Below are 25,762 nucleotides of genomic sequence, written 5' to 3' on the forward strand. Positions count from 1 at the left end.
GATTACGTGGCCCTTTGCCGCAGCTGTGGCTGCCAGTAGCATCAAGGTAACTTGTCGTAGGAGTTCATGATGCGCACCCAATTAGATGCATGCTTAAGCGCGGTCAACCAAGTACTGCTGGGTAAAGAGCAGCAGGTCAGACTCGCGTTAGCCTGCTTGCTGGCGCGCGGTCACTTATTGATCGAAGATTTACCGGGCATGGGTAAAACTACCCTGAGTCAGGCTTTGGCGAAGGTGCTGGGCTTAAGCTTTCAACGAATTCAATTCACCTCTGATTTATTGCCGGGGGATATTCTCGGCACTTCGGTGTTCGATAAGGACACCGGGCAATTCGTCTTTCATCAGGGCCCGATCTTTGCTGAATTGGTGCTGGCGGATGAAATCAATCGGGCCACACCCAAAAGCCAAAGCGCATTGCTTGAGGCCATGGAGGAGGGCCAAGTCACCATTGAAGGCGCAACCCGCGCATTGCCTGATCCATTCTTTGTGATCGCCACGCAAAACCCAGTTAGCCAGGGCGGCACCTTTGCCTTGCCAGAATCACAACTCGACCGTTTCCTGATGCGCCTATCCTTGGGCTATCCGGCAAAGGCCGCCGAGAAAGCGTTGTTGATGGGCGATGCTCGACGCACACTGTTGCCCAAGTTGGCGCCTGTACTCGACCATGCACAACTGGCCTTGCTGCAAAACGAAGTGCCTAAAATCCGGGTCAGTGATGCGCTAGTTGACTATGTTCTGCGCTTAGTCGAGGCCACTCGTAGCCAGCCACAGTTCGCCTGGGGGCTGTCGCCCCGTGCAAGCCTCGCGCTCTTGGCTGCCTCGCGGGCATGGGCAATGCTGGAAGGGCGAGACTATGTGATTCCCGAAGATGTGCAGGCTGTCTTGCCCTCGGTGGTGGGGCACCGGTTACGCGAACGTGCAGATCCATCGGGTCATAGCGGCGGTACGTTGGTGCAGTGGTTATTGCGCGAGATTGCAGCAATTTGATCCGCAGGTTTAAGCCGCTCTGGAACCACTGGTTGTCTCGGCGCATCCCGCCGGGGAAAAACCTACGCCTGAGTCAGCGGCAAATATTTATCATCCCGTCGCGAGTTGGGGCGATGTTTATTTTGGCGCTGATGCTGATGCTGTTGGCTGCGATCAACTATCAAAACAGCCTGGCGTACGGCCTGACCTTTTTGCTTGGCTCGGTGTTTATCGTCGCCATTTTGCACACCTACCTCAATTTAAGCGGCTTAACCCTTAAATCAGGCTCAGCCGAGCCGGTGTTTGTCGGTGAGCATGGGCGTTTTACTGTCCGGCTTGAGAGTGACAGGCGAGCACATGAAGCGATTGCGCTGGGCTGGCCGCCAGAAGAACTGCTCCAGTTGGACGTTGCACCTCTGGCTGGTACCGATGCTGAGCTTGCCTTGCCGGCAAGCAGTCGAGGTTGGTTGCGACCGGGCAGACTGCGGGTTGAGAGCCGCTTCCCGTTGGGAATTCTGGTGGCGTGGAGCTGGGTTGATCTTGATCTCGAGCTGCTGGTTTACCCGCGCCCGATTGAGGGCGATTTACCCTTGGTCTCGGGTCATAGTGATGACCCGGACGATCAGGGTATGCATGCCCAAGGCACTGGCGCAGATGACTTTCAAGGGCTAAGAGCCTATCAGCCGACTGACTCCAAGCGGCGCCTGCACTGGAAGGCTTACTCAAGGGGGCAGGGCCTCTTGGTCAAAGACTTTAGTGCAGTGAGCGGCCGCGATGTTTGCCTCGATTTCAACACCCTGGGCAGCGATACTGAGGCCCGCTTGTCACTGCTGTGCTATTGGGTGTTACAGCTGAGCGAGCGCCAGCATCCGTTTTCATTGGATTTACCTGGTCGTCATATTGCCGTTAACAGTGGTGAGCAACATCGTCAGCAATGTTTGCGCGCACTAGCGCTACACGGTTTGTCCGCGCCTGCGCCGAGCCCTGTGCATGAATAACCAGCAGACAATACCGCGGGTAAGCCTTACATGGCTGCTGATCGCGCAATTGTTGGTGATTATTCCGCACCTTGGCCACTTGCCTTTGTGGGTGGTGGGCTTATGGCTTGGCTGCGCCGCTTGGCGGGTGCAGATATACCGCATGCGTGCGCGGTTTCCCAATGGCTGGCTTAAAGCTGGGTTGATTCTCGGTGCGGGCGCGGGTGTATTTTTATCGCGGGGCAGTGTGGTTGGGCTGGATGCCGGTGTGGTGTTGTTGATCGCCGCGTTTGTCTTGAAGCTGCTTGAAGTGCGCACACGCCGAGATGCGCTGGTGCTCATCTTCCTCGGCTTCTTTAGCGTGGTTACCGCCTATTTGTTTGATGACAGCATGCTCACCGCCGCGTTTAGTTTGTTACCTGTTTGTGCGCTGCTGGCGGCGATGATTGGCCTGCAACAAAGTGCGCTGGCGACACGCCCAGGGTCAACCGCCAAACTGGCCGCGGCGATGTTGCTGCAAGCGTTGCCCTTGATGTTGCTGCTGTTTATATTCTTCCCGCGTATGGGGCCGTTGTGGTCACTGCCTGGAGCCAATTCGAAAGGGGTCACTGGGCTTTCGGATACCATGGCGCCGGCGGATATTGCTGAGCTGAGTCAGTCCAGCGAGCTGGCGTTTCGCGCCAGTTTCGATGGCGCGGTGCCGGCCCGTAATCAACTGTATTGGCGCGCGCTGACACTTGATCGGTTTGACGGTCGACGCTGGTCGCAATCGGGCTTTGCCCAGTTGCCACTGCAACCGGTATGGCAAAAGCAAGGCGAACCCATCAATTACAGCATCGTCATGCAGCCCAGTGCGCGGCCATGGTTATTTGGCTTGGACGTGGCCGAAACCACTCTCGAAGACACGCGCATGATGAGCGACTTTCGTTTGCAGCGCAGTAGACCTGTGGATCGCTCGTTGCTTTACAACCTGACGTCGTGGCCTCGGGCCGTACGCGAGCCTGCGATCTCGCCACGCGCGCTGCAGCGGTTATTGCAGTTGCCGGATGATGGCGATCCGCGCAGTCGAGCCTGGGCGCAGCAACTCAAGCGCGAATACCCGCAAACCGAGCAACTGGTGCAAGCGGTCCTGCACAGATTCAATCGCCAGCCCTACCATTACACGCTGCGCCCGCAGGCGGTTGGAGTTAATAGCATTGATGACTTTTTGTTTGAAACCCGCAGCGGTTTTTGCGCTCACTATGCGGGTGCTATGACCTTTGTTCTGCGGGCTGCCGGCATTCCCGCACGGGTAGTTGCAGGGTATCAGGGCGGTGAATTCAATCCGTCTGGCAACTACGTGCAGGTCCGCCAGTTTGATGCACATGCCTGGGTTGAATACTGGCAAGCCGGCAAAGGCTGGACCCGTGCTGACCCGACGTTTGAAGTTGCCCCTGAACGTATTGAACAGGGTTTGGAGGAAGCGCTAGCAGGTGAAAATAGCTTCCTCGAAAAATCGCCGTTTTCACCGCTGCGCTACCGTAACCTGGCATGGCTCAATCAAATGAGGCTCGCTTGGGATCAGCTCAACTATGATTGGCAGCGATGGGTGCTTGGGTATCAGGGCACGCAACAACTGCAGCTGTTCCAGCGCTGGTTTGGCAAGGTTGATGGCCGTTGGCTGGCCCTGAGCTTGGTGGGTGGTGGCGCATTGGTGCTTGGGTTGATCGCACTCGTGCTATTCAAGCCTTGGCAGCAGCAACGAGATGCGCAGCAACGAATCTTTTTGCGCTTTGAGCGCTTACTGGCCCGGCACGCCTTGGTTCGGCGACCTGCAGAAGGCCCACGCGACTTTGCCCGGCGTGCGGCGCAAGCACTGCCAAAACAAGCCAGTCAAATCGAACAATTCGCGGTGGCTTTCGAGGCACAGCGATATGCAGGCCAGGCAGCGTCGGAACAGGTGCTTCGCAAACACCTGCGCAATCTGCGTAAAGCCTTGCCGTGGCGGTTAACCCGGGCATAGCCCTGCAGTCTGTTTCAACTTAATCTTTTGTGACTATTGGTTGCTTGTTTTGCAACATGAGCCCGTTACGCTTAAAGGACTTGTGAGGAGATTTAGAATGTCGGCATTTGCCAATCGCATCAGTGCTCAACTACTGCAAAGCCACATCAGTCTATTTGCATGCACAGCACGAATGCAGGCGCAGACTGATACTGAAGCCCTGCATGATTTGCGGATCAATTTGCGCCGTATGCGCAGCCTGCTTAAACCCCTGCGTGGCTTGCCTGCCTGCGATCAACTGCAAGCGCATGCCGCGCAAGTGGGCAAGTTGTCTGGCCCGGTGCGCGATCTCGAAGTCCTGGTCCTCGAATTGGAAGCGAAGCAGCAACCCCCTGAGTTTCGTGCCCGGCGCCAACAAGCAGTACAGCAGGGCTACCAGCAGATAGTGCACAGCGACCAACTGGCTGCGCTCTTGCAGGTGCTTGATCAGTGGCCCGAAGGCTGGAGAGCTGCGCAGCGGGATGGCTCGCTACGCAACGCACAGCGCAAGCTTGAACCACGCCTGCTTAAAGCCCAGCGCAAATTGGTTGATGCATTGGCTGACCCGTTACACGACTGGCATGACCTGCGCTTGCTGGTTAAACGTGTGCGTTATAACGCTCAGGCCTACCCGGATGTTGCCGTGCTCAATGCCACGACACAGAAGGCGCTGAAGCAAGTGCAGTCGGCCCTGGGTAATTGGCATGACTTAGTCCAATGGCTAGTGCTCAGCGAGACTGAAGCCGACCTGACGCAATGCGTAACCCAATGGCAAACTGAGCTGCAACGGGCCGAAGCGAAGTCAGCTGAAGCATTGGCGGGTTTGAGGTTGAAGCTGATTAATAACCCATCCTGATAAGGCTAAGCAGTCAAATTGGCGGATTATCTGGCCAGCCTATCTAGCCAATTGCTCGCTGAATCCATCTAAATTCGGGGCTTCTGGCCGCAAGTAGCAGCGCTGGCGGCTGATGCGGCTACTTTCATGCATAGCCTGTTTTGCCTAAGATCAACGTCATTCTGACTTAATCGAGATGCTTATGACCTTCTCCGCATTACTTAAAGCCGTTCGCAGTAATCCCGCTAATGTGGTGATCCCTGACGTTTGGGGGCAGGGCCGAGCGAGCTTCGGCGGTTTGGTTGCGGCATTGGTTTATGAGGCCATGAAAGCACAAGTCATAGCGGGACGTCCGGTGCGTTCGCTGGCGGTGACGTTTGTGGGGCCTGCTGCACCCGAAGTACCCATTAGTTTTGAGGCCGAGGTGCTGCGCGAAGGTAAGGCGGTCAGCCAGGTGCTGGGGCGTGCTGTGCAAAATGGTCAGGTGGTGACCTTGGTTCAGGGCAGCTTTGGCGCCTCGCGTGATTCAGTCATCAGTGTCGATGCCGAACCCGCCCCGCAGGTGCAACCGGCTGAAGCGTGCCAGGAGCTACCTTATATTCCGAAGGTCACCCCAGAGTTCACCCGTTTTTTAGCCATGCGTTGGGCTATCGGTGCCATGCCTTATTCGGGTAAACCCGAGCGGCAAATGGGCGGCTGGGTACAGCTCCGTGGCGAGGAAGCGCCACAGAACATTACTGAAGCTTACTTGTTGGCCTTGGTTGACGCCTGGCCACCCGCCGTATTGCCGCATCTGAAAACGCCAGCACCTGGCAGCACGCTGACTTGGACCATTGAGTTTGTACAGCCGCTGAAACAGATGAGCTCTGCCGATTGGTACCTGTATCGGGCGGATATTGAATACGCACGTGATGGCTACGGGCATGTAGCCGCTGCGTTATGGGATGCTCAAGGCGACCTCTTGGCCATAAGTCGGCAAACCACTACAGTTTTTGCCTGAAAACTGATTCCTCGGCCGTTTCCACCTGGTTACGGCCATTAGCCTTCGCGCGGTATAAGGCCTCATCCGCGCGAGCCAGCAAGTGGTCGAGACTCTCCTGCATATCGCTTATGGCCAAACCGATGCTGACGGTTGTGTTGAGCGTGGTTTGGTTGGGCAATTGAACCTGCATGGTCTGGACGTTCTCGCGCAAGCGCTCTGCTACCTGCAAGGCTTGATTGAGTGCTGTTTCAGGCAGCAGTATGGCGAATTCTTCGCCGCCTAAACGGCCCAGCACATCGACTTCACGTAAGCCTTTCACCAAGTTGTCAGCTACAGCGCGTAGCGCCATGTCACCAATTTGATGGCCATGTACGTCATTAATTTTTTTGAAGTGATCAATGTCGATCATCAACGCTGCACAGGGGTGCTTGTAGCGGTGATTCAGCTTGAGTAAATCGTCTGCCAACTGCATGAATGCATGGCGGTTGTTAATGCCGGTCAGGCTATCTGTATTCGCAAGAGTTAACAGTTCTTGCTCCATTTGCTTGCGTACACTGATGTCGTAACACCAGATCAGATAGGCGCTGTGACCTTTGTGCTCCAGCACACGGCCCGAAACGACACCCCAGTAGGGCTCCTTGGCCGCTAGAAGTGCTTCCCAGTCGTCGATTCGTCTCCGCGCTTCCAGTGCCTCCTGAAAGCGCTCACCTTCTTCGGGCTGGGCAAACAAGGCATTGATCGAGAAATGTTGCTGATCGTCTATGCCGCTGCGCCTAAGCAAGCGGTGATTAACAAAATGCACTTGAGTGTCACGTGTATTGAGCAGGGCAACATCGCTTGGGCTGGCTTCAAGTATATAACTGAGTAATGCCTGCTCTTCGGACAGCTCCTGAGTTCGTTCTTTAACTCGGGCCTCCAGATTCTGGTTGAGATCGCCCAAGCGCAAAGAGAGTCGCCGAACTGCAAGGTAGCTCGTGATTAATCGGGCGACTAACAGGGCACCGCCCATTAGCAAGCCGAGCAGCGACCAACCCAAATAGAGAAAGCGTGCGTGCAACTGTTGGCGGTCATCATCGAGTTCATTGGACAATGAAATATTCGCTGAAACCATGACCTCTGTCATAGGCTCCAGCAGTGGGGGTAGTTGTCGTAAGGCCTCGCTGGCAATAACCGCGGCGCTGATATTGTCGCCCCAGGCCGCGCGATCATCCCAGTCTTGGCTGAGTCGTGAAACTTCTCTGAGTGCGTCTACAGCTTCGGGTCGTGGTTCGGGTAAAAAACGAAATACATGCTGAGCATCAAAATGCCGGGTAACACTGCGTAAGACTTGCAGCTGAACGGTGAAGTCATCACTGCTGATATTGCCTTCGGAGTAGGCTTCTGCGCGCGCAAGCGTGCGGCGAATTTGTGCGTTAACTTGATAGGACCGCCACAACTCACTGTGCAGCGTGGGGGCCGCCAAGGTTTCAGCCTGCTTGATAACCATCCACAGTGAACTGCTCACGATAACGGCCATCACCAGCACCAACGCTAGCAAAACAGCCATCAGGCGATTTTGGTTGGCTTGGAAGCGTGCGATTTTACGGGTCGGCATCCATTACTACTCAGTCTTGAGACTTATCTTGCTCAATTGCCATATCGAGCGGTTGTAGTAGAGCTGCACGTTAAGCTCTGGGAATTCGTTGAAAGGATAGATCAAGTAAAGCGGTCCATATTCGGACACCGGCATGGATTTGCCATTGCGAAGATAAGCAATTATCGGCCTGAATTGCTGGATGTCCTGACGGGGAATAATCACTGAATAGCTGTTTAATGCCTCGAGGCGTAATGACGTGTAGCTTTCCGGGGAGATATTCAGCTGGGTCAACAGATAATTCAAGTCGACGCCCGTCCACTCTACAGCCTCCTGTTCATTAGGCTCTAAGGTGGTGAGCATTCGCTTGGGCATTGTTTCAAGTTCACTCAGGGTCAAACTCACTGAGTGACCATCGCCTAGCTCAACCGACAGTGCAGGACGGTTGGGTGGGTAGGCGGCAGACGCCACTGCACTGTCGGGCACTGTCAGGCAAAAGAGCATAAAGCTGCAGGTGATCAGCCACGCGGTGCGCACATCAAACTCCTCATGACGCGAAGGCACCTGAGGAATATAGCGCTAATGGCACGCATGCGTGGCTAATTTGCTGAGACTGCGGGCGGCTGGCTAAAAGTCGTAACCCTGCGAATAGTGTTTGCCGCTGCGTAAGGAGCAACAACTTAGGCTGGCGGCGAGGGCGATTGAAGCGCAAGTGCCAAACGCGGTTAGTTGCAAGCCAAATACGGACCAAGGTCGTGTTTGGCTTGGCGTTGTCAGGCGCATAGCACCAACCCCTGTGGTTAAAACTAGTGACGGGCGTCGGTGGCAGTGATCCTTGGCAACCTGAAAAAAGCCTGGGCAGTGGCGGTGGTGTGAGCAGCAACCTGTTCAATAGGCTCCGCGCGATGCTCTGCGACGGTTTTTAAGGTTTCAATCAAGTAGGCAGGCTCATTGCGGCCATTCTTCGGTTTGGGTCTTAGTGTGCGCGGTAGCAAGAAGGGTGCGTCACTTTCGAGCATGAGTCGGCCCTGCGGTATCTCGCGCACCAAGGGTTGCAAATGAGTCCCGCGGCGTTCATCGCAGATCCAGCCTGTGATACCGATGTGCAGATCCATATCCAGGTAGTTGAACAGGGCGCGCTTTTCACCGGTAAAACAATGAACCACTGCCGCCGGAAGCTTATCGCGGTAGTCCCGAAGTATTTCCAGCAGGCGTTGGTCGGCATCACGCTCATGTAAAAATACGGGTAACTGCAAGTCGACAGCCAAGGCCAGGTGCTCTTCGAGGACCTTTTCCTGCTGTGAACGTGGTGAGAAATCACGATTGAAATCCAGACCACATTCACCCACTGCGCGGACTCGCTCGTGACTGAGTATTGCCTTTAATTGCGCGGCGCTGTCAGCGCTCCAACTGCTGGCATCATGTGGATGAATACCTGCGGTACTGAACAGTCGTTGCTGACTTTCATCCTGGGTCTCACAGATCTGCAAGGCCTGTTCGCTTCCCTCCAGGCTGGTGCCGGTTAGCAGCAGTTGCATGACCCCAGCAGCGTATGCGCGATCGAGAACGGCTGCGCATTGTTCAGCCAAGCTGGGGTGGGTGAGATTGACGCCGATGTCAGTGAGTTGCATGGTGCTACCCAGTAAGTGTGATCGCTAAGCATATCAGAGCTTTTATTTTTAAAAACAAATCTATATATAACAGTAAGTTGCGACTAGTTGGTGATGTTGAGTGCTAAGTTTGACTGGCGAAACATCAACGACTGTGAGAGCCTCCGCGGCCGTTTACGCGGGCTATAGGGCTATTGATTTGTTTTTAGCTGACCAATGGCCATCAATTGGATGCGCCGTGGTCCGGAGTATTGATGTCACGACTGTTGCTTGTGCTGTGCATGCTACTGCTGCCCATTGTGGCGGTAGCGCGTGTGGCTGGGCCATTGGAAGTGGCAAAGCCATCAGTATCGAGGGACCTTGCCAGCATTCGTCGCGGGGCAGAGTTGCGGGTACTGGTTAATCAGAGCCGCAACAGTTCGGGTGAAGTCAAAGGGCAAAGTATCGGCGTTGAGTACCATCGTCTGCGTGCATTTGAACAGTACCTCAATCGCAATGCTCATGATGGTCGGGCGATCAAGTTAAAGATCGTTCCCATGGCCAAAGACCAACTACTGGGGGCGTTGCAGCGAGGCGAGGGTGATCTGGTTGCACCGGGCGAGTTACTGACCGTACGCACGGCCTCAGCCGTTACCGCCAGCGGCGCGATACGCACTAAGGTCAAACTGGTTGTGGTCGGGCGTCAGGGTGATCGCCGTTACAAATACCTTGAGCAGTTATCGGGTCGCAGTGTGGCATTGCCGGCTGGCAGTGTGGCCGGTGAAGCGATTGCAGAGGTTAACAAGCGCCTGATCCAGCGTAAAAAATCGCCAATTGTAATCGAGTGGGTTGATCCAACGCTTGCGGTCGAAGATGTGCTTGAAATGGTTCAGGCCGGTATTTTCAGCGTGACAGCGGTTGAATTGCCAATTGCAGAGCGCTGGAGCAAGGTCATGCCCAAGCTGCGGATTGAGCGGCACTTGGTGTTGTCCAATAATGGCGTGATGCGTTGGTACGTGCGACGTGATGCGCCCATGCTTGGCGCGGCTATCGATCGGTTTTTCAAGACCTACCGCCAGCCTGAAGATCAGGATGTTGCATTTCAGCGAATTTATCGACGTCTGTACAAGGTCCATTACCCCTTGGGTCGCGTTGAGCGTAAACGCCTGGAGCAGGTCCGTCCGGTGCTGCAGCGTTATGCCAAACAACTTGATTTCGACTGGTTGGCGCTGGCCGCATTGGCTTTTAAAGAGTCAACCCTGAACCCCAGAGCTCGCGGCGGTGGCGGTGCAACCGGATTGATGCAGATTACTCCCAGTGCCGCACGCGCAGTTGGTGTCGGCAATATCACCGCCTTGGATAACAATGTGCTGGCCAGTGCAAAGTACTTGGCAATGATTCGCAAATCTTATTTCAACAGTCCAAAACTTAACGAGCGTGAGCGCATGGCTTTTGTTTTGGCCGGTTACAACATGGGGCCTGGGCGTGTGCAAAGCATGCGGGCTGAAGCCAAGCGCCGTGGGCTCAATCCCAATCAATGGTTCTTTCAGGTTGAACGCATCGCCATGGAGCAGGTGGGAATGGGGGTTGTCAGCTATGTTAATAGTGTCAATAAGTACTACTTGGCTTATGACCGTGAACGCTATCTGCTCGAACCGCAGGGGCGTAAAGTCAGCACACGAAACTAATCGGTTTATTAGATTGGTTTAATGGCTTTTATCGGCTATTAACATCTAATTAATAGTTTATTATGCGCATCACTTACTTAACGCATGACTAGGACTAACACCATGAGCGCACTGATTAAATCCTTGACCACTACCCACGCAGGCTATGGCTTGACCATCCTGCGGATAATTGTCGGCCTGACATTTGCGGCCCACGGTTCACAAAAATTGTTTGGCTTGTTTGGTGGTCCGGGTCTTGAAGGCATGGGCCAGTGGATGGAAAGTTTAGGAATGACGCCCGGCTACTTGCTGGCGTTGTTGGCTGGCAGCGCTGAGTTCTTCGGCGGCTTGGCATTGGTGATCGGTTTGTTGGTCCGCCCGGCCGCACTGGCGCTCAGCGTGACTATGTTGGTTGCCATATTCAGCGTACACATTGGCAATGGTTTCTTTATCAGTGCCAACGGCTTTGAGTATGCACTGGCGCTGCTGGCCGTGAGCGTGGCGATATTGATTGAAGGGGCAGGCAAGCTGTCAATTGATCAAGCTATTTCTCGCTGAAGGCACTGCTGTGAGAAGCCCGCAAATGCGGGCTTTTTGCTGCTCGATAGTTTTGCTCTACGGGAAAGTCATGAATCATCAGCTTTTTGTATCGTTCGTCTTGACAGCAATAAGTCTGTTTCTCTAGGATGTTGATGCGCCGATTTAAACAGCTACTTGCGGGGCGCCGCGGGACTTGCCCTGTGCAATTCTCCGAGAAGACCTGATGCAGGCTTCGAAATACCGCTAAAGCGCTGGTTCGGTGTCGCCTCTCACCGCTGCCCAGCGGGATTTCTGAGGCGGAGACGCGAGCATGACTTGCCCCCAACCCAATATTCGCTTAGCCCCTATTACGACAGGGTTAATCAAACGCAACCCCAAAATTCTACTCGGTGGCCTGCATCAGCCCAGCTTACTGCGCTATCTGGATGGCTGGCCGCGCCGCAATGGTACGGCCCGTGCTTTTTCGGTCCAGTTTGTGGGGCCCCATGACAGCTTGGCCCGTTTTGCCCGCGACAGTTTTGATTTGGCGGTACTGCCGTCAATTACCGCCGTAAACCTTGAAGAGCGTGTGCGTCAGCTGGTTCGGGTGGCCCGCCAAGGGTTGATAACCCGACGTGTGTAACAGCGCGCTAGGGGTAATCGATGGCGACTACATACCAGGTCTTGTCCCCGGTGGGGGCCTGAACGGTAACCTCGGCTTCGAGGGCTTTGCCGATCAGGGCGCGGGCCAGTGGTGAGTCTATGCTGATCATATTCTGCTTAAGGTCCAGTTCGTCTGGGCCGACAATGCGGTAGCGCGATGCGTTGCCGTCGTCATCTTCAACCGTGACCCAGGCGCCAAAGTAGACTTTGTTCGGGTCGCTTGGCTGGGCGCTGATGACCTTAAGGTTTTCTAGACGCTTGGTCAGAAAGCGCACGCGGCTGTCGATCTCGCGCAGCATCTTTTTGCCATAGGTGTATTCGGCGTTTTCAGAACGATCACCCTGGGCGGCAGCTTCGCTGACTGACTGAGTCACTTGCGGGCGGCGGACGTGCCAAAGCTCGTGCAATTCGGCACGCATTCGGGCCTCGCCTTCAGGGGTGATCAGTGGCGTACCAGCTGAGCGTGGTGGGCGATAGCGGCTCATAAACACCTGTGGATGAGTGACTGCAAAATGCATCAATAGTCGAGCAGTTTATCAACCCTCACGCAGCACTGTCAGCGGGCTGGCGTTTAATGCTCTGCGGGTGCCAAGAACACCAGCGCTCGCAACCAATGCCGCGCCGATCACGGGCAGTATCAGGAGCCAAGGATGCGGATGCCAGGTCAGGTCAAATGCGTAGCGGTACAGGAGAAAGCTAATCAGCTCACAGCCGAGGGCTGCCAGCACCCCACTTGCTGCGCCGAGCAGGCCAAATTCGGTGCGTCGCGCTTTAACCAGCAGCTTGCGCTCAGCGCCCAGGGCTCGAAGCAATGCGCCTTGGCGGATACGTTCATCCAGGGTGGCTTGTAAGCCTGCAAAGAGCACCGCCAGGCCTGCTGCTAAAACAAACAGCAGGACAAACTCGATGGCCACTGTGACCTGAGCAACAATACCGCGTAGTTGGGCCAGCAGCGCATCAACCTGCAGCAGGGTGACGGCAGGGAACTGGCGGGACAATTCAACCAGTTGACGGTCTTGTTGGGGCGGCAGGTAAAAGCTGGTCAGGTAAGTGACGGGCAAATCCTGCAATGTGCCTGGCTCAAAGATCATATAGAAGTTTGGCTGGAAGCTATTCCAGTCGACTTTACGCAGACTTGTCACCCGTACGTCGCGAGTCAGCCCGCCCACAACAAAATTGAGCTGGTCCCCCAGCTTCAGTTGCAGGCTTTCAGCCAGCTCGGATTCGACAGATACGCCGGGCAGATCTTGCGGCTCGCCAGCGTGCCACCAGTTGCCTGCGACTAATTCATTGTCGGCGGGCAGTTTGGCTGTCCACGTCAGGCTTAAGTCGCGATTAACCGCACGGTCGCCGCGGCTGTCTTTGCTGACGATCTGCTTGACCGGTTGACCATTGATTTTGATCAAACGACCGGGGATGACGGGATATAACTGTGCGGGAGCGGGCGATAGCTCGGCAAGGCGTGCCTCGAATGCGGCTTTGTCATCGGGCAATACATTCAGGGCGAAGTGATTGGGTGCATCGTCCGGTAATTGATCTTGCCAGGTGTCGAGCAGTTCTCCGCGCAACAGTGCGATAAGGGCCATGGCCAAGATGATCAAGCCGAATGCCAGAGATTGTCCCGCTGCCGCTAATGGGTAACGCAACAGCTGACCCAAGCCCAGGCGCCACGGGAGGGATGCTTTGGCAAGTACCCGGCGCAAGCTTTTTAAGCCGATCAGCAGCAAGCCACCGAGCACCAGTGTGGTAATCAAGCCACCGCCGAGCAGGGCAAGGGTGAGCTGCAGATCGAGGCTCAACCGCCACATGATTAAACCCAGTGCAAGCAGGGCGGCGCCATACCCCAACCATGAACTCGCCGGGACGGGCAGCAGGTCGCGGCGCAGCACCCGCAATGGCGGCACGCGTCCCAGTGCTGCGAGCGGTGGCAAGGCAAACCCAGCCAAGGCAACCAACCCCGTGGCTAAACCGGCCAGTGCGGGCCCGAAACTGGCGGTTGGCAGATCGGGGGGTAACAATTCTCTGAGTAAATAAAACAGGCCATATTGGCTTAACCAGCCGAGAAGGGCGCCAAGGACGCTGGCACTAATTCCGAGCATGGCTAATTGCAGGCTGAACAGGCTTAACGCCTGGCCGCGTGACAGGCCCAGGCAGCGCATTAGTGCACTGGCATCAAAGCGTCGGGCAGCAAAGCGCGTAGCCGAAAGCGCTACGGCAACACCTGCGAGTAACACAGCGGCCAAGCTGGCGAGGTTTAAGTAACGCTCGGCACGGCCCAGGGCGCCGCCAATCTGTCGGTTGCTATCGCGGCTGCCTTCAATTTTCTGGTTGGCTTCTAACTGCGGCGCTATGTTTTGTTTGTAGGTGGCGAGTTGCTCCGGTGTTCCGCGCCATAGCTCACGGTAGCTGACCCGGCTACCCGGTTGAACCACGCCGGTGGCGGCCAAGTCGTTGAGATTGATCAGCACCCGTGGGGTAAGGCTGTAAAAATTGCCGGCCCGGTCGGGCTCATAGGTCAGCACATGACTGAGGGTCAGACGTTTGTTACCGACATCAATACTGTCGCCAACTTTAAGGTTCAGTGCGGCAAACAACCGTGCCTCCGCCCATGCGTTTCCCGGCGTTGGACCCTTGCTCGGTTGCTCAGGTCCGTAAAGCTGGTCCGCGCGCTTGAGTTGTCCACGCAACGGGTAGGCGTCGTCTACTGCCTTGACGCTGGCCAGTTGAATGCCTGTGTCGGTGGCGATGACGCTCGAGAACTCCACCGTTTGTGCGTGATCCAGCCCAACGCTCTGACCTTGGCTGATTTGTCGAGCTGTTGCCGGTGAGCTGCCGGAAAGCACCATGTCGGCCGCGAGAAACTCACTGGCACGCCTCTGCATGCCATCATTGAGCCGGGCGCTAAAGTAGCCGATCGCGGTACTCGCCGCGACGGCGACAATTAATGCGAAGAACAGGATGCGCAGTTCACCTGAACGTGATTCGCGCAGCAGTTGGCGCCAGGCCAAAGAAATGAGGCGAGCAAAGGGAAGACTGGTCATCACGGTTCTACTGCATCAATCAGGTGGCCGCCTTCGAGCCGAATCAAGCGCTGACAGCGATGAGCCAGGCGTTCGTCGTGGGTGACCAAGACTAACGTGGCCCCACGCTCCTGATTCAACTCGAACAGCAGGTCGCTGATGCGCTGGCTGGTATGGCTGTCGAGATTACCGGTGGGCTCGTCGGCAAATAGCACATCGGGTTCTGCGGCAAATGCCCGGGCAATGGCTACCCGTTGTTGTTCCCCGCCGGACAATTGGCGCGGGTAGTGGCTGAGGCGATGGCCTAAGCCAACTCGCTCAAGCAGGGCTCGCGCACGTTCACGTGCGTCACGATGTCCTTCAAGCTCGAGGGGTAGCATGACATTCTCCAACGCATTGAGGCTGTCGAGTAACTGAAAGGACTGAAACACAAACCCGGCGTGCTCTGCACGGACGCGGGCGCGTTGATCTTCATCCATTTGGCCAAGATTATTGCCGGCCAATTCGACCTCGCCACTGCTCGGCAGGTCGAGCCCTGCGAGTAAACCCAGCAAGGTCGACTTGCCCGAACCTGAGCTGCCGACTATTGCCAGGCTATCACCTGCATTGAGGTCGAGGCTGAGGGCGTGCAATATGCTTAACTCGCCTTCTGCGCTAGGCACTACTTTGCTAAGGTTTCGCGCGGTGAGAATACGTGAGCTCATGGAGAATCCAATGCGTGCAGGGTTTATCGGTGTTGTCCTGATACTGACAATGTGGGTCAGCAGTGCAACAGCAGGAACGATATTGGTAGTCGGGGATAGTATCAGTGCTGCTTTTGGCCTGGATACCCGCCAAGGCTGGGTGAATTTGTTGCAAAAACGCATCCGCGAGCAGGGTTATGACGCTGAAGTGGTCAATGCCTCCATTAGTGGTGACACGAGCTCAGGTGGCGCGGCCCGGTTGCCGGCGTTGCTTAAGGCACACAAACCCGAATGGGTCATTCTTGAGCTGGGCGGCAATGATGGCCTGCGGGGGCAAGCCCCCAGTCAATTGCAACAAAATCTTGCCGGGATGATTGACCAGTCGCGGGAGCAGGGAGCCAAGGTGCTGTTGTTAGGCATGCGCTTGCCGCCAAATTACGGCCAGCGCTATACCACCGCGTTCGCCCAAGTGTTTAGTGATCTGGCTGAGCAGAAACAAGTGCCCTTTGTACCGTTTTTCCTTGAAGGTGTGGGTGGTGTACCGCAGTTGATGCAGGCAGACGGCTTGCATCCAGCAATCGCGGCCCAGCCCAAACTGCTGGAAAACGTTTGGCCAGAACTGCAACCGCTGTTGAATAAGCCTCTATGATCGGATTGAGGCTTTTCTGAATCCTGTGTTTCGGATAATGTGGCGCCCCCTTCTGGAGCCCTAAATGCCGCGTATTGCTTGGTCTTTGCATGCCTATAAACTGATCGAACCAGACGAGCAGCTGGATTTGTTTGCCTGTCGTGAAGTGCGTGTGCATTTGGTTGAACGTCAACTCGAACTGGGCAACTCTGGCGACCGGACCTTATGCGGTGGATTCTTGCCATCGCAACCCCGTTGGCAACCTCTTGAAAAAGCGATGTTGCGCGACAAACGCTTGTGCCCGCTGTGCAGGCAAACCCTGGAGGCTCAGCGCCGAGGTGAGCGGGTTACGTTGCATATCATTTAAGTAGGCAACCCCTGGGTTCTTTTGTTGTCACAGCCAGATAGCCGCGCTCGCTGTACGGCACTCCCTGTGCTCTGCGCTGGGGTGTACAATTGAGCCACGCTACATGAGCAATACACCCTTATCAGCCATTTTCTCCAAGGAATTCTGGATGTTGTCGCGCCTACCTGCGGTTTCCCGCTGTCTTTCTGTTGCCGCATTGTTGGTGACGGGATCTGCCAGTGCCCTTGAGTTTCCACTACCGGCGCCGGGCGATGACATTGTTGGCCAGGTACAGGTGGTCAAGGCCAAGTATGAAGATACATTCGCTGATCTGGCGACCGCGAATGACTTGGGCTATTCAGAAATGGTTGCGGCCAACCCGGGCATTGATGCTTGGTTACCGGGCGAGGGTGCAGAGATTATTCTGCCGACTCGGTTTATTTTGCCGCCAGGCCCACGCGAAGGCATCGTGATCAACCTCGCCGAATACCGCCTCTATTATTTCCCCAAGGGCAAGGATGTGGTTTACACCTACCCATTGGGGATTGGCCGTGAAGGCTGGGGCTCACCTGTGGCTCACGCCCGGATCACGGCCAAGACACCCAATCCGGCTTGGTATCCTCCTCAATCCATTCGTGCCGAACACGCCGCCGATGGTGACCCGCTGCCATCGGTTGTGCCCCCAGGCCCGGATAATCCACTTGGCCCCTATAAAATGGCGCTTTCAGTACCGGGTTACTTGATTCACGGCTCAAACAAGAAGTTCGGCATCGGCATGCGTGTCAGCCACGGCTGCTTCCGGATGTTTAACCAGAATGTACTGGAACTGGCGGCCATGACCTCAGTGGGGACCTCGGTACGGATTATCAACCAACCCTATAAGTTTGGTCGTAGCAATGGTCGAGTTTACTTGGAAGCACACGAGCCATTGGATGATGAAGGTAAGGTGTCGGTAATTGATAAACACACCGCGGTAATCAATACCCTGCTCAAGCAAGATGAGTTTGCCAACTTCCGCTTGGACTGGGAGGTCGTACGTGAAGTTGTTGCGTCGCAGGACGGCTTGCCAATTGAAATTGCTGAAGAGCAGCAGGGGGCCGCCCTCAGCACCAACGATCAGATCAGTAACCCGTTCTGATTCGTAGCGCTAACATCCAACCCGTCGTGTGAAAACCGGCGGGTTTTTTATAGGTTTTTGTTTACACTTATAAAACAACCGGCCATAAAAAAGCCGGCCCATAATGGGCCGGCTTTCCTTAGCCTGAAGGCTATTACTTGCGGCTGGCTTTATCCAGCATACGCAGAGCGCGCTCATTAGCTTCGTCAGCAGTTTGCTGAGCTTTCTGAGCAGCAGCCATAGCTTCGTCAGCCTTACGGTAGGCTTCATCAGCACGGGCTTGCGAACGTGCAGCAGCGTCTTCGGTAGCAGTCAGACGTGCTTCGGTTTCTTTGGACATGCTGCTGCAACCAGTAGCCAGTACTGCGGCCAGAGCCAGAGCAGACAATTTCAGGACGTTGTTCATTGTGTTCCCCTAAATGTGGAGTTTTCCATAATACCAATTCCCCTGTTACGGGGGATTAGCCGGCGTACATACTACTCATAACTTGTAGTAAGTAAACTGAGCGAGTGCAAGTCTAGCCTGTTTTTTTCAGTTTATTTCGGTCCTGCATTCAGCACTTACACGGATTGTACGAAAAACATACACTCCACTGCTGGTGGGACCTCAACAGCACCCGACGTGATTAAACTGCAAGGCAGTCGACGGGCACTCTTTAACCGACCACCGTCGTGCTACTTTGGTTCACTGGGCTGTCATCTAAAATAAAAAAAGGCAGGGCATATGCTGGGTAATCTAGGCTTGTTGGTTGCATTGGGTGGGTTGATGTTCATGGCCTTACGTGGTGTGAATATATTTATTGCGACCCTTTTAAGTTCGTTACTAGTTGCCATCACCAATGGCTTAGTAGTGCCCCAGGCGTTGCTTGAGTATTTTCCCTTTGGGCCCCTAGGTGCGTTTACCTTTGCCGGCAAATTTTTTGTCTTGTTTTTGTGTGGCGCCATTTTCGGCAAGGCCATGGCCGCGAGTCAGGCGGCTAACAGCATCGCCCAAGCAATTACCCGTAGTCTTGGGGTTAAGCGCACCTTGTGGGTGGCAATGTTGGTTTGTGCGCTACTGACTTATGGCGGGGTCGTGGTGTTTGTGGTGATTTTTACCATGTACCCATTGGGCGTCAGCCTGATGCGGGAAGCGAACCTGCCAAAACGACTCTTTTGTGCGGCCACAGCCTTGGGGGCCGGCACGTTCACCATGACGGCGCTGCCGGGTACCCCATCGATTCACAACGTCATCGCTGCCAATGCCTTGGGAACCGATCTATTTGCCGGTGCCTGGATTGGAGTTTTTGCCTCGGTGATTATGGTCGTACTGGGTATGGCCTATGTACAGCGAGAGTGGCGCCTGGCGATCATAAAAGGTGAAGGTTTTGAATCCAATGCGCAGGATATACGCATGGAGCAAATCGCTGGTGCTCCGGGCGCTGGGCCTCATTGGGCTTTGGCGCTGGTGCCGATGGTGGTGGTACTCGGGGTGATCATACTTCCTCGGCTATTGCTGGTTGCAGGTTTTGGTACACGCTCAAACGGAACGCTTGGGAGCATTGTTCAATTTAGTCTGCAACAACCGATTCTCTGGCCCAGTCTGGCCTTGGTCATCGCTACGTTGATGGCTATTTTGCTGTTTCCCGGTTTGCGCCGTAACACCCTAGGCGTATTGGGGCAGGGCGCAGATGACGCAATCATGCCGTTGTTGAACACTGCAGCAGTGATTGGGTTTGGCGGCGTGGTCACTCATACGGCAGGTTTTGTGCAGTTCTCGCAGTGGGTCTTATCCCTCGATTTACCGCCACTGCTATCGGTGTTTGCCTCGGTCAGCGTAGTCTCGGCTATTGTCGGTTCATCGTCTGGCGGCTTGCAGATTTTCATGCAAACCCTGGCGCCAAAGTATCTGGCCATGGGGGTTGAACCTGAGGTGCTTCACCGAATTGCCAATATCGCAGCAGGGGGATTGGATTCGCTGCCGCATTGCGGCGCGGTCATCGCCATGCTGATGATAATGGGGCTTAACCACAAGCAGGCCTACAAGGATATTTTTGTTGTCACTGTCGTGGTTCCGGTGATCGCTGTGTTGGCCTGCATAGCCGTCATAACTGTGCTCTAAGTCCCTGATAGAAGCCGTTTGCCTGATAATATGCGGTGATATTGAATTGATGGCCAAGGGCTGGAATGGTTATGGGAAAACTGATCAAGTGGGGCGTGCTGTCAATATTGCTGGTCGCGGTAATAATCAAGCTATCGCTGTATCTGTCAGTACGTTCGATCATGAACGATGCCAAGGATCGATTGGCCCCGGTGGTTGATATCAGCTATGGCGGGATCACCTCATCGTTCGACGGCCGGGTCGGGCTCGATAATGTCAGCATCCGCATACCGGCCGTTGGCGATAAGGTGCAGATTGCTCACGCCGAACTGAAATTTAATGGTCTTTCTGAGTTGCTGCGTTTTAAGGAGCGCCTGGCCGAGCGCAAGCTTCCAGAGCAAATGGCGGTAAACATCGAGGGGCTATCGGTTGACGTGTTTGGTCCACTGGCCCAGGCATTTTATCAACCGCCCAAGCAGGCCGATATATACAGCGCGTTGAGTGCAGTAGCCTGTGGTGATGTCAAACACATTGGTTCTAATGAACTGCTTGATATGGGTTATAGAACCCTTGAAACCGATGGTGAGTTTTCGTATCTGTTTGAGCCCTCTGCGCAAAGGCTGACCTTTAACTTAGATTCAGACACGCGCGACATGGGCGCTACCAAGGTCAGTCTGGGATTGGTGAACATGTCCGACAACCCGGCTGATTTGCGCAGCAATCCACCGCGGATCAAACGCCTAAGCTTTGAACTCAGCGACAATCAATATCAACGTAAATTGCAAAGCTACTGCGCGGCGAAGATGGGCTTGACCGCCGAGGCCTATCGCAAGGTTGCGCTGGCTAAAATCGATAAGTCATTGCGCCATCAGCGGGTCGCGCTCAACCAGTCGGTGCTTGATGCCTATGCCCGGTATCTGGCCGATCCGCAAACACTGCGCATCGAGCTTGAGCCGACAGAAGGCATGGTCTGGGATGGCCTGCAATTTTTCGAGGCGCAAGACGCCCTGAGCATGATGCGTCCCACACTGATAGTGAACCAGGAGTTGGTTAAAGATATAGGTTTTGCCTGGGTTGACCCGGTCGCGTTGAAAATAGCTGCTGCCGACAAAGCCGCCAAGGCCATTGTGGTATCGTCGGACGCTAATCTAGTATCTTCAGGATTTGTCAATATCGACGCTTTGCCTGATTATGTTGGCAGACGTATGCGTTTCATCACGTATGATGGCATGTATTATCAAGGTGTATTGACCCGAGTCGAGAACGAAAAAGCTTTCCTGAGCGTCCAAGGAGGCAATGGCACAGCGCAAATGTCGCTGCGTCTTGGAAAGATTGATAAGGTTCGGGTTGAGTAGAAGCCCCACTGAGGAGTAGTAATGAGCGAGGCGTTGTCCATTCATCATGACCTGGCAGGTCACCAATTCGAAATCACAGTGGATGGTGATCGTGCTTACTTGGCCTACATGGACTTGGGCAAGCAGACATTGGATATCTACCGCACCTTTGTGCCCAACAACCTGCGGGGGCGCGGCATAGCAGCGCAGCTTACCGAGCATGCACTGCAGTATGCCGATCAAATGGGCTATACGGTGATTCCATCGTGCTCATACGTTGAGCGCTACATGGAACGCCAGCAGCGTTTGAGTAGCAACTGACAGGCGCGCTTAAAACAGCACGCACAAAAAAGCCGGGTTGCCCCGGCTTTTTTGCGTTTTGCCTGAGCGAAATAGTTAACCGCGCTGACGCTTAGGCAGTACATCCTTTAACTTGGCATGCATGCTGCGCAGGGTGTTCTCAGTGCTTTCCCAGTCGATACAGGCATCGGTAACCGATACGCCATATTGAAGCTGTGACAGGTCTTTAGGGATCGACTGGCTGCCCCAACCCAAGTGGCTTTCAACCATCAGGCCGACGATCGACTGGTTGCCTTCGAGAATTTGATTGGCAACGTTTTCCATCACCAGCGGCTGCAGGGCAGGGTCTTTGTTGGAGTTGGCGTGGCTGCAATCGACCATGATGTTTGGCGTGATTCCAGCTTTGCTAAGCGCTTGCTCACACACGGCAACGCTGACCGAGTCATAGTTGGGCTTGCCGTTACCACCGCGCAGCACGACGTGGCCGTATGCATTACCTTTGGTGGTGACAATGGAAACGCCACCTTCCTGGTTGATGCCGAGGAAGCGGTGGGGGCTTGAAACTGACTGCAAGGCGTTGATCGCAACGGTCAGACCGCCATCGGTACCATTTTTAAAGCCCACCGCTGAAGACAGGCCGGAAGCCATTTCCCGGTGTGTTTGCGATTCTGTGGTGCGCGCGCCAATGGCTGACCAGCTGATCAGATCCTGCAGATACTGCGGTGAAATTGGGTCCAGCGCCTCGGTCGCGGTTGGCAAGCCCATCTCGGCCAGATCACGCAACAAGGTACGGCCAATATGCAAGCCATCCTGAATTTTAAAGGAGTCATCCAGGTACGGGTCGTTAATCAGACCTTTCCAGCCAACAGTGGTACGCGGCTTTTCAAAATAAACGCGCATCACTAAATACAGGGTGTCAGAGACTTCAGCTGCCAGCACTTTCAGGCGCTCGGCATACTCATGGGCCGCTTTAATGTCATGGATCGAGCAAGGGCCAACGACGACAAACAAACGATGGTCTTTACCATCAAGAATGTTGCGTACGACTTCACGGCCATTGGCGACAGTGCGTAAGGCAGCGTCGGTCAGCGGAATTTCACGCTTGAGTTGCTCGGGGGTGATGAGGGTTTCGTTGGAAGCAACGTTAAGGTCATCAATCGGTAAATCAGCCATCGTGCTATTCATCAGTCAGATTCGTCAGGTCACGGGTGCCGGCCGCCAGCGTTCCCCGTGTGGCGGAGCACAGCAATAATGAGCACAGCGGGGAAATAGAACCTTATCGCGTAACAGGCGAGCTCGACAATGGTTGAAAGCGATTGTGCGGTGGATTAATCGTCGCGCAGGCCAATTAATCTGCAATTTGCGGGCTTGTCGGGGGAAATCAGCGGTTAGCAACGCCGCCGTGCGCTCTTCGGCTGTGCGCGAGGCTTGCTGGCAAGGCCTTGGTAAAACATGGCAATAGTCAGATACTCTAAGTCGATTGGCGGTGGCTGGACGGGGCTGAAATGGGGCAAGTTGACGCATCTGCAAACGGCGAGGCTGTGATTGAGTATGAACTGACAGATCTCGATGTTGATCGCAGCCTGCTGGATTTGTCTGGCAGAACACTCGTGATTTTTACCAGCGCCGGGTGCGCCAGTTGTCGTTGGGCACGTCATGCGTTACCTGAAATGGGGTTACCGGTTGAGCAGCTCGCCTGGATCGATGCGGCGAATAACCCCGGTGTGGTCCAGCGTTATGAGGTGTTTCACTTGCCCGCATTGTTTGCAGTTAAAGACGGCAGTTTTTATGATCAATTGAATTCTGGTTTAAACGCTCACGATCTATGTCTTGCTTTGGATGCAGCTTTTTCGCGTCCTTCTGAGGAGCTTCCTTGATGTCTGCAACACAACGTCCACGTATTGGCATTATTGGTACCGGCGCCATTGGCGGGTTTTACGGTCTGATGCTCGCAAGAGCAGGCTTTGATGTGCATTTTCTATTGCGCAGCGAGTACCCGGCAGTCGCTGCGAACGGGCTTCAGCTCAATAGCGCTGTACATGGGGCGGTGGCCCTTCACCCTGTTCAGGCGTATAGCAACGCCGCTGATATGCCGCGCTGTGACTGGTTGCTGGTGGGGGCAAAAACCACCAGCAATCCTTCGTTAGTCCCTGCGATTACTCAAGCGGCCGCTGACGGGGCCAAGGTACTGCTGCTGCAAAATGGTCTGGCGGTTGAAGATGAGCTCCGGCCTTTACTGCCCGATAACCTACATTTGCTCGGGGGCTTGTGTTTGATTTGTGTGCATCGCGCGCAGGCAGGTGTCATAGAGCATCAGGCATTGGGCACGGTCAATATTGGCTATCACTCAGGCCCAGCCGCAGCAGATGAGCGCGTTGCAATTACCGCTGCAGGAGCCGCGCTGTTCAATGCGGCAGGCATTGACTCCATGGCTTGTGCTGAGTTGGGGCAGGCTCGTTGGCAAAAGCTGGTATGGAATGTGCCGTATAACGGTTTGTCGGTACTGCTCAATTCGGGCACTACCGGTCTGATGGGCGACACGAACAGCCGGGCCCTGATCGCTGCCATCATGGGTGAAGTGGTTGCAGGCGCAGCGGCTTGTGGCTACCCGATAGCGCCTGACTTTGCCGCTAAAATGCTTAAGGCAACCGAGCGTATGCCCGATTATTTGCCGAGCATGTACCACGATTACGCCCACCAACGGCCGCTTGAGCTGCACGCTATTTACGCTGCACCACTTGCTGCCGCAAGCGCCGCTGGATGCTCAATGCCGCGGATTGAGGCGGTGTATCAGGCGCTGCAATTTTTGGATCAACGCAATAGTCAAGGCTGAGGTCAACATGAGCAAGGTTCTGGGCGACAAATTGGTTCTGGCGATTTCGTCCAGTGCCTTGTTCGATCTGCGTGAGAGTCACAAAATCTATGTCGGCGAAGGCGTTGCGGCTTATCGCCAGTATCAGATTGATCATGAGGATGAGATCCTCATGCCCGGTGATGCCTTTGCCTTGGTCGAAAAACTGCTCGCCCTGAATCTTACCCTGGGCCAACCGCGGGTCGAGGTGATCCTGGTGTCGCGCAACAGCGCCGATACGGGGCTGCGCGCGTTCAACTCCATTCAGCACTATGGACTGGGTATCTCCCGGGCTGCCTTTGTCGGTGGCCGCAGTCCGGATCCGTACCTATCCGCATTTGGCTGCCATTTGTTTTTATCGACCCACGCCGACGACGTTCGCAGCGCCCTGCGCTCCGGTTTCGGCGCGGCGACAATCCTTTCAGGCGGCAGCCGGCGCGAGTCGAGTACCGAACTGCGGATTGCCTTTGACGGAGATGCCGTACTGTTCTCGGATGAGTCGGAGCGGGTGTATCAATCCGCTGGCCTGGAGGCGTTTCAGAGTCATGAGAAGGAATCGGCTCGGCAGTTGCTCGGCGGCGGGCCATTCAAACCCTTTCTGGCTGCCCTGCATAAGCTGCAGCAAGAGTTTCCCGAAGAGTCCTGCCCAATACGCACCGCCTTGGTTACCGCCCGCTCTGCGCCCGCTCATGAACGTGTAATCCGCACCTTGCGCGAGTGGAACATCCGTCTGGATGAGTCGTTTTTTCTGGGGGGCTTGGATAAGTCGTCAATTCTCGACACCTTTGGCGCCGATGTATTTTTTGACGATCAAGCCAGCCACTGTGAAAAAGCCCGTGAAGTGGTCGCGACCGGCCATGTACCACACGGAGTCAGCAACGAGTTACTGCCATGATGGTTTTGCCTTTCAACAGCGAGGGCTGAGCTCAGCGAGCGGCTGCCTCTGTCGGCGGGGCTTTCCGCTGATCTTATTTAAGCGCGCTTTTAAATTGACATGCTAGCGGCACTGCTAAGCTCATATATGACCCGTCATGCGGGTACAAGGAGCCAGCATGATCCGAACCATTCTTTATGCCACCGACCTTGGGCTCTATGCACCGTATGTGCTGCAGCATGCGTTAGCGATGACCCGAGCATTCAACGCCAGCTTGTATGTGATTCATGCTGTGGAGCCTATGGGTTTATTCGCAGAATCAGTGCTTAAAACCTATCTCGATGAGGAGCATTTAAAGACGCTTCGCCATAAAGGCCTGGAGACAGTGATGGCCGATATTGAAGCGCGCGTGTTGCAGGGTTTCAAGGATGAAGTCGCCGATTCCCCCAATGAGCTCGCGCTAATTCGTGCTGTGCGCGTTGTCCAGGGCGATCCGCCGCAGGTGATATTGGCTCAAGCGCAGAAACTAGCAGTGGATTTGCTAGTCATAGGCAGTCACAGCCACGGTACAGATCTGGAGATCCCAATGGGGCGAACCGCTGCACGAATAATTCAGCTAGCCGAAGTGCCGGTGTATTTAGTGCCGATGCTGCAGCACCGCAGCCGTGGTGATGCAGGAATTATTTTTTGAGCACCACGGGTAACGGCTGAAACGGTTGATTCAGTGGCGAGGTAACG

At 55.0% G+C, this 25,762-nt stretch carries 26 protein-coding genes; 18 read left to right on the top strand and 8 right to left on the bottom strand.

Translation table 11 applies throughout. The features are described 5' to 3' along the window. Positions 1-69 precede the first annotated feature (69 nt). From AACY09_RS20210 to AACY09_RS20230, 5 genes are all read left to right on the top strand, one after another. Positions 70-987, top strand: coding sequence for an AAA family ATPase (locus AACY09_RS20210; RefSeq protein WP_339490625.1), 918 nt, complete (start codon positions 70-72; stop codon positions 985-987). Further along, entirely contained in the window at positions 984-1,964 is a 981-nt protein-coding gene (locus AACY09_RS20215; RefSeq protein ID WP_339490626.1) for a DUF58 domain-containing protein, read from the top strand. Before AACY09_RS20210 ends, AACY09_RS20215 begins: the two co-directional genes overlap by 4 nt. After that, positions 1,957-3,945: a transglutaminase TgpA family protein gene (locus tag AACY09_RS20220; RefSeq protein ID WP_339490627.1), complete on the top strand. Its 1,989-nt coding sequence runs from the start codon at positions 1,957-1,959 to the stop codon at positions 3,943-3,945. Before AACY09_RS20215 ends, AACY09_RS20220 begins: the two co-directional genes overlap by 8 nt. A 97-nt stretch (positions 3,946-4,042) precedes the next feature. Next, the gene (locus AACY09_RS20225) at positions 4,043-4,819 is read left to right on the top strand and encodes a CHAD domain-containing protein (RefSeq protein WP_339490628.1); all 777 of its coding nucleotides are present in this window, start codon (positions 4,043-4,045) and stop codon (positions 4,817-4,819) included. 181 nt (positions 4,820-5,000) lie between these two features. Next, positions 5,001-5,798 carry an acyl-CoA thioesterase gene (locus tag AACY09_RS20230; RefSeq protein WP_339490630.1) on the top strand — a complete coding sequence of 266 codons (798 nt, stop codon included), beginning with the start codon at positions 5,001-5,003 and terminating at the stop codon, positions 5,796-5,798. Here the strand turns inward: AACY09_RS20230 and AACY09_RS20235 are convergent. From AACY09_RS20235 to AACY09_RS20245, 3 genes are all read right to left on the bottom strand, one after another. After that, positions 5,782-7,374 (bottom strand): GGDEF domain-containing protein, encoded by a 1,593-nt coding sequence (locus tag AACY09_RS20235; protein WP_339490632.1) that lies wholly within the window; start codon positions 7,372-7,374, stop codon positions 5,782-5,784. The genes AACY09_RS20230 and AACY09_RS20235 overlap by 17 nt on opposite strands. Positions 7,375-7,380: 6 nt before the next feature. Further along, positions 7,381-7,890, bottom strand: a complete 510-nt coding sequence (locus AACY09_RS20240) for an oxidoreductase (RefSeq protein ID WP_339490634.1) — start codon at positions 7,888-7,890, stop codon at positions 7,381-7,383. A gap of 269 nt (positions 7,891-8,159) precedes the next feature. Further along, on the bottom strand, positions 8,160-8,984 hold the full coding sequence (locus tag AACY09_RS20245; RefSeq protein WP_339490636.1) for a TatD family hydrolase: 825 nt from the start codon (positions 8,982-8,984) through the stop codon (positions 8,160-8,162). 233 nt (positions 8,985-9,217) lie between these two features. Here AACY09_RS20245 and AACY09_RS20250 point away from each other — a divergent pair, with 233 nt between their 5' ends. The 3 genes from AACY09_RS20250 to AACY09_RS20260 all read left to right on the top strand — a co-directional run bounded on the left by AACY09_RS20250 (position 9,218) and on the right by AACY09_RS20260 (position 11,771). Continuing rightward, positions 9,218-10,630, top strand: a complete 1,413-nt coding sequence (locus tag AACY09_RS20250) for an MltF family protein (protein ID WP_339490638.1) — start codon at positions 9,218-9,220, stop codon at positions 10,628-10,630. Positions 10,631-10,732: 102 nt separating this feature from the next. Further along, a complete protein-coding gene (locus tag AACY09_RS20255) occupies positions 10,733-11,167 on the top strand; it encodes a DoxX family protein (protein WP_339490639.1) in 435 nt (144 codons plus the stop codon). Between the two features lie 292 nt (positions 11,168-11,459). After that, a complete protein-coding gene (locus AACY09_RS20260) occupies positions 11,460-11,771 on the top strand; it encodes a class I SAM-dependent methyltransferase (RefSeq protein WP_339490640.1) in 312 nt (103 codons plus the stop codon). Between the two features lie 7 nt (positions 11,772-11,778). Here the strand turns inward: AACY09_RS20260 and greB are convergent, their stop codons facing one another. The 3 genes from greB to AACY09_RS20275 are packed head-to-tail and all read right to left on the bottom strand — an operon-like array spanning position 11,779 to position 15,515. Then, a complete protein-coding gene (gene greB / locus AACY09_RS20265; RefSeq protein WP_339490807.1) occupies positions 11,779-12,276 on the bottom strand; it encodes a transcription elongation factor GreB in 498 nt (165 codons plus the stop codon). A gap of 51 nt (positions 12,277-12,327) precedes the next feature. Further along, entirely contained in the window at positions 12,328-14,832 is a 2,505-nt protein-coding gene (locus tag AACY09_RS20270; protein WP_339490643.1) for an ABC transporter permease, read from the bottom strand. Further along, on the bottom strand, positions 14,832-15,515 hold the full coding sequence (locus tag AACY09_RS20275) for an ABC transporter ATP-binding protein (protein ID WP_339490644.1): 684 nt from the start codon (positions 15,513-15,515) through the stop codon (positions 14,832-14,834). The genes AACY09_RS20270 and AACY09_RS20275 overlap by 1 nt, the downstream gene beginning before the upstream one ends. 10 nt (positions 15,516-15,525) lie before the next feature. Between AACY09_RS20275 and AACY09_RS20280 the strand changes: the two genes are divergently transcribed. The 3 genes from AACY09_RS20280 (at position 15,526) to AACY09_RS20290 (ending at position 17,606) form a co-directional block, all read left to right on the top strand. Beyond that, positions 15,526-16,143, top strand: a complete 618-nt coding sequence (locus AACY09_RS20280; protein ID WP_339490646.1) for an arylesterase — start codon at positions 15,526-15,528, stop codon at positions 16,141-16,143. Between the two features lie 64 nt (positions 16,144-16,207). After that, positions 16,208-16,489, top strand: coding sequence for a hypothetical protein (locus tag AACY09_RS20285; protein WP_339490649.1), 282 nt, complete (start codon positions 16,208-16,210; stop codon positions 16,487-16,489). Positions 16,490-16,637: 148 nt separating this feature from the next. After that, the gene (locus tag AACY09_RS20290) at positions 16,638-17,606 is read left to right on the top strand and encodes a L,D-transpeptidase family protein (RefSeq protein WP_339490809.1); all 969 of its coding nucleotides are present in this window, start codon (positions 16,638-16,640) and stop codon (positions 17,604-17,606) included. A gap of 133 nt (positions 17,607-17,739) precedes the next feature. On the opposite strand, the gene AACY09_RS20295 is transcribed toward AACY09_RS20290, so the two are convergent. Then, a complete protein-coding gene (locus tag AACY09_RS20295) occupies positions 17,740-17,991 on the bottom strand; it encodes an Lpp/OprI family alanine-zipper lipoprotein (RefSeq protein WP_010483743.1) in 252 nt (83 codons plus the stop codon). Between the two features lie 318 nt (positions 17,992-18,309). Between AACY09_RS20295 and AACY09_RS20300 the strand changes: the two genes are divergently transcribed. The 3 genes from AACY09_RS20300 to AACY09_RS20310 all read left to right on the top strand — a co-directional run bounded on the left by AACY09_RS20300 (position 18,310) and on the right by AACY09_RS20310 (position 21,320). Beyond that, the gene (locus AACY09_RS20300; protein WP_339490653.1) at positions 18,310-19,686 is read left to right on the top strand and encodes a GntP family permease; all 1,377 of its coding nucleotides are present in this window, start codon (positions 18,310-18,312) and stop codon (positions 19,684-19,686) included. Positions 19,687-19,757: 71 nt separating this feature from the next. Then, a complete protein-coding gene (locus AACY09_RS20305) occupies positions 19,758-21,020 on the top strand; it encodes a hypothetical protein (RefSeq protein ID WP_339490654.1) in 1,263 nt (420 codons plus the stop codon). Between the two features lie 21 nt (positions 21,021-21,041). Continuing rightward, a complete protein-coding gene (locus tag AACY09_RS20310; RefSeq protein WP_339490655.1) occupies positions 21,042-21,320 on the top strand; it encodes a GNAT family N-acetyltransferase in 279 nt (92 codons plus the stop codon). Between the two features lie 75 nt (positions 21,321-21,395). On the opposite strand, the gene AACY09_RS20315 is transcribed toward AACY09_RS20310, so the two are convergent. Further along, a complete protein-coding gene (locus AACY09_RS20315; RefSeq protein ID WP_339490810.1) occupies positions 21,396-22,472 on the bottom strand; it encodes a 3-deoxy-7-phosphoheptulonate synthase in 1,077 nt (358 codons plus the stop codon). 332 nt (positions 22,473-22,804) lie between these two features. Here AACY09_RS20315 and AACY09_RS20320 point away from each other — a divergent pair, with 332 nt between their 5' ends. The 4 genes from AACY09_RS20320 to AACY09_RS20335 all read left to right on the top strand — a co-directional run bounded on the left by AACY09_RS20320 (position 22,805) and on the right by AACY09_RS20335 (position 25,715). Next, complete coding sequence (locus AACY09_RS20320; RefSeq protein WP_339490656.1) at positions 22,805-23,176, top strand: thioredoxin family protein; 372 nt, start codon at positions 22,805-22,807, stop codon at positions 23,174-23,176. Then, entirely contained in the window at positions 23,176-24,132 is a 957-nt protein-coding gene (locus AACY09_RS20325) for a putative 2-dehydropantoate 2-reductase (protein ID WP_339490658.1), read from the top strand. The genes AACY09_RS20320 and AACY09_RS20325 overlap by 1 nt, the downstream gene beginning before the upstream one ends. Positions 24,133-24,139: 7 nt before the next feature. After that, on the top strand, positions 24,140-25,045 hold the full coding sequence (locus AACY09_RS20330; protein ID WP_339490659.1) for a 5'-nucleotidase: 906 nt from the start codon (positions 24,140-24,142) through the stop codon (positions 25,043-25,045). 157 nt (positions 25,046-25,202) lie between these two features. Continuing rightward, a complete protein-coding gene (locus tag AACY09_RS20335) occupies positions 25,203-25,715 on the top strand; it encodes a universal stress protein (protein ID WP_339490660.1) in 513 nt (170 codons plus the stop codon). Positions 25,716-25,762 lie beyond the last annotated feature (47 nt).

Origin of the sequence: Pseudomonas sp. EL_65y_Pfl2_R95, from assembly GCF_963971045.1 — a bacterium.
Lineage (GTDB): Bacteria > Pseudomonadota > Gammaproteobacteria > Pseudomonadales > Pseudomonadaceae > Aquipseudomonas.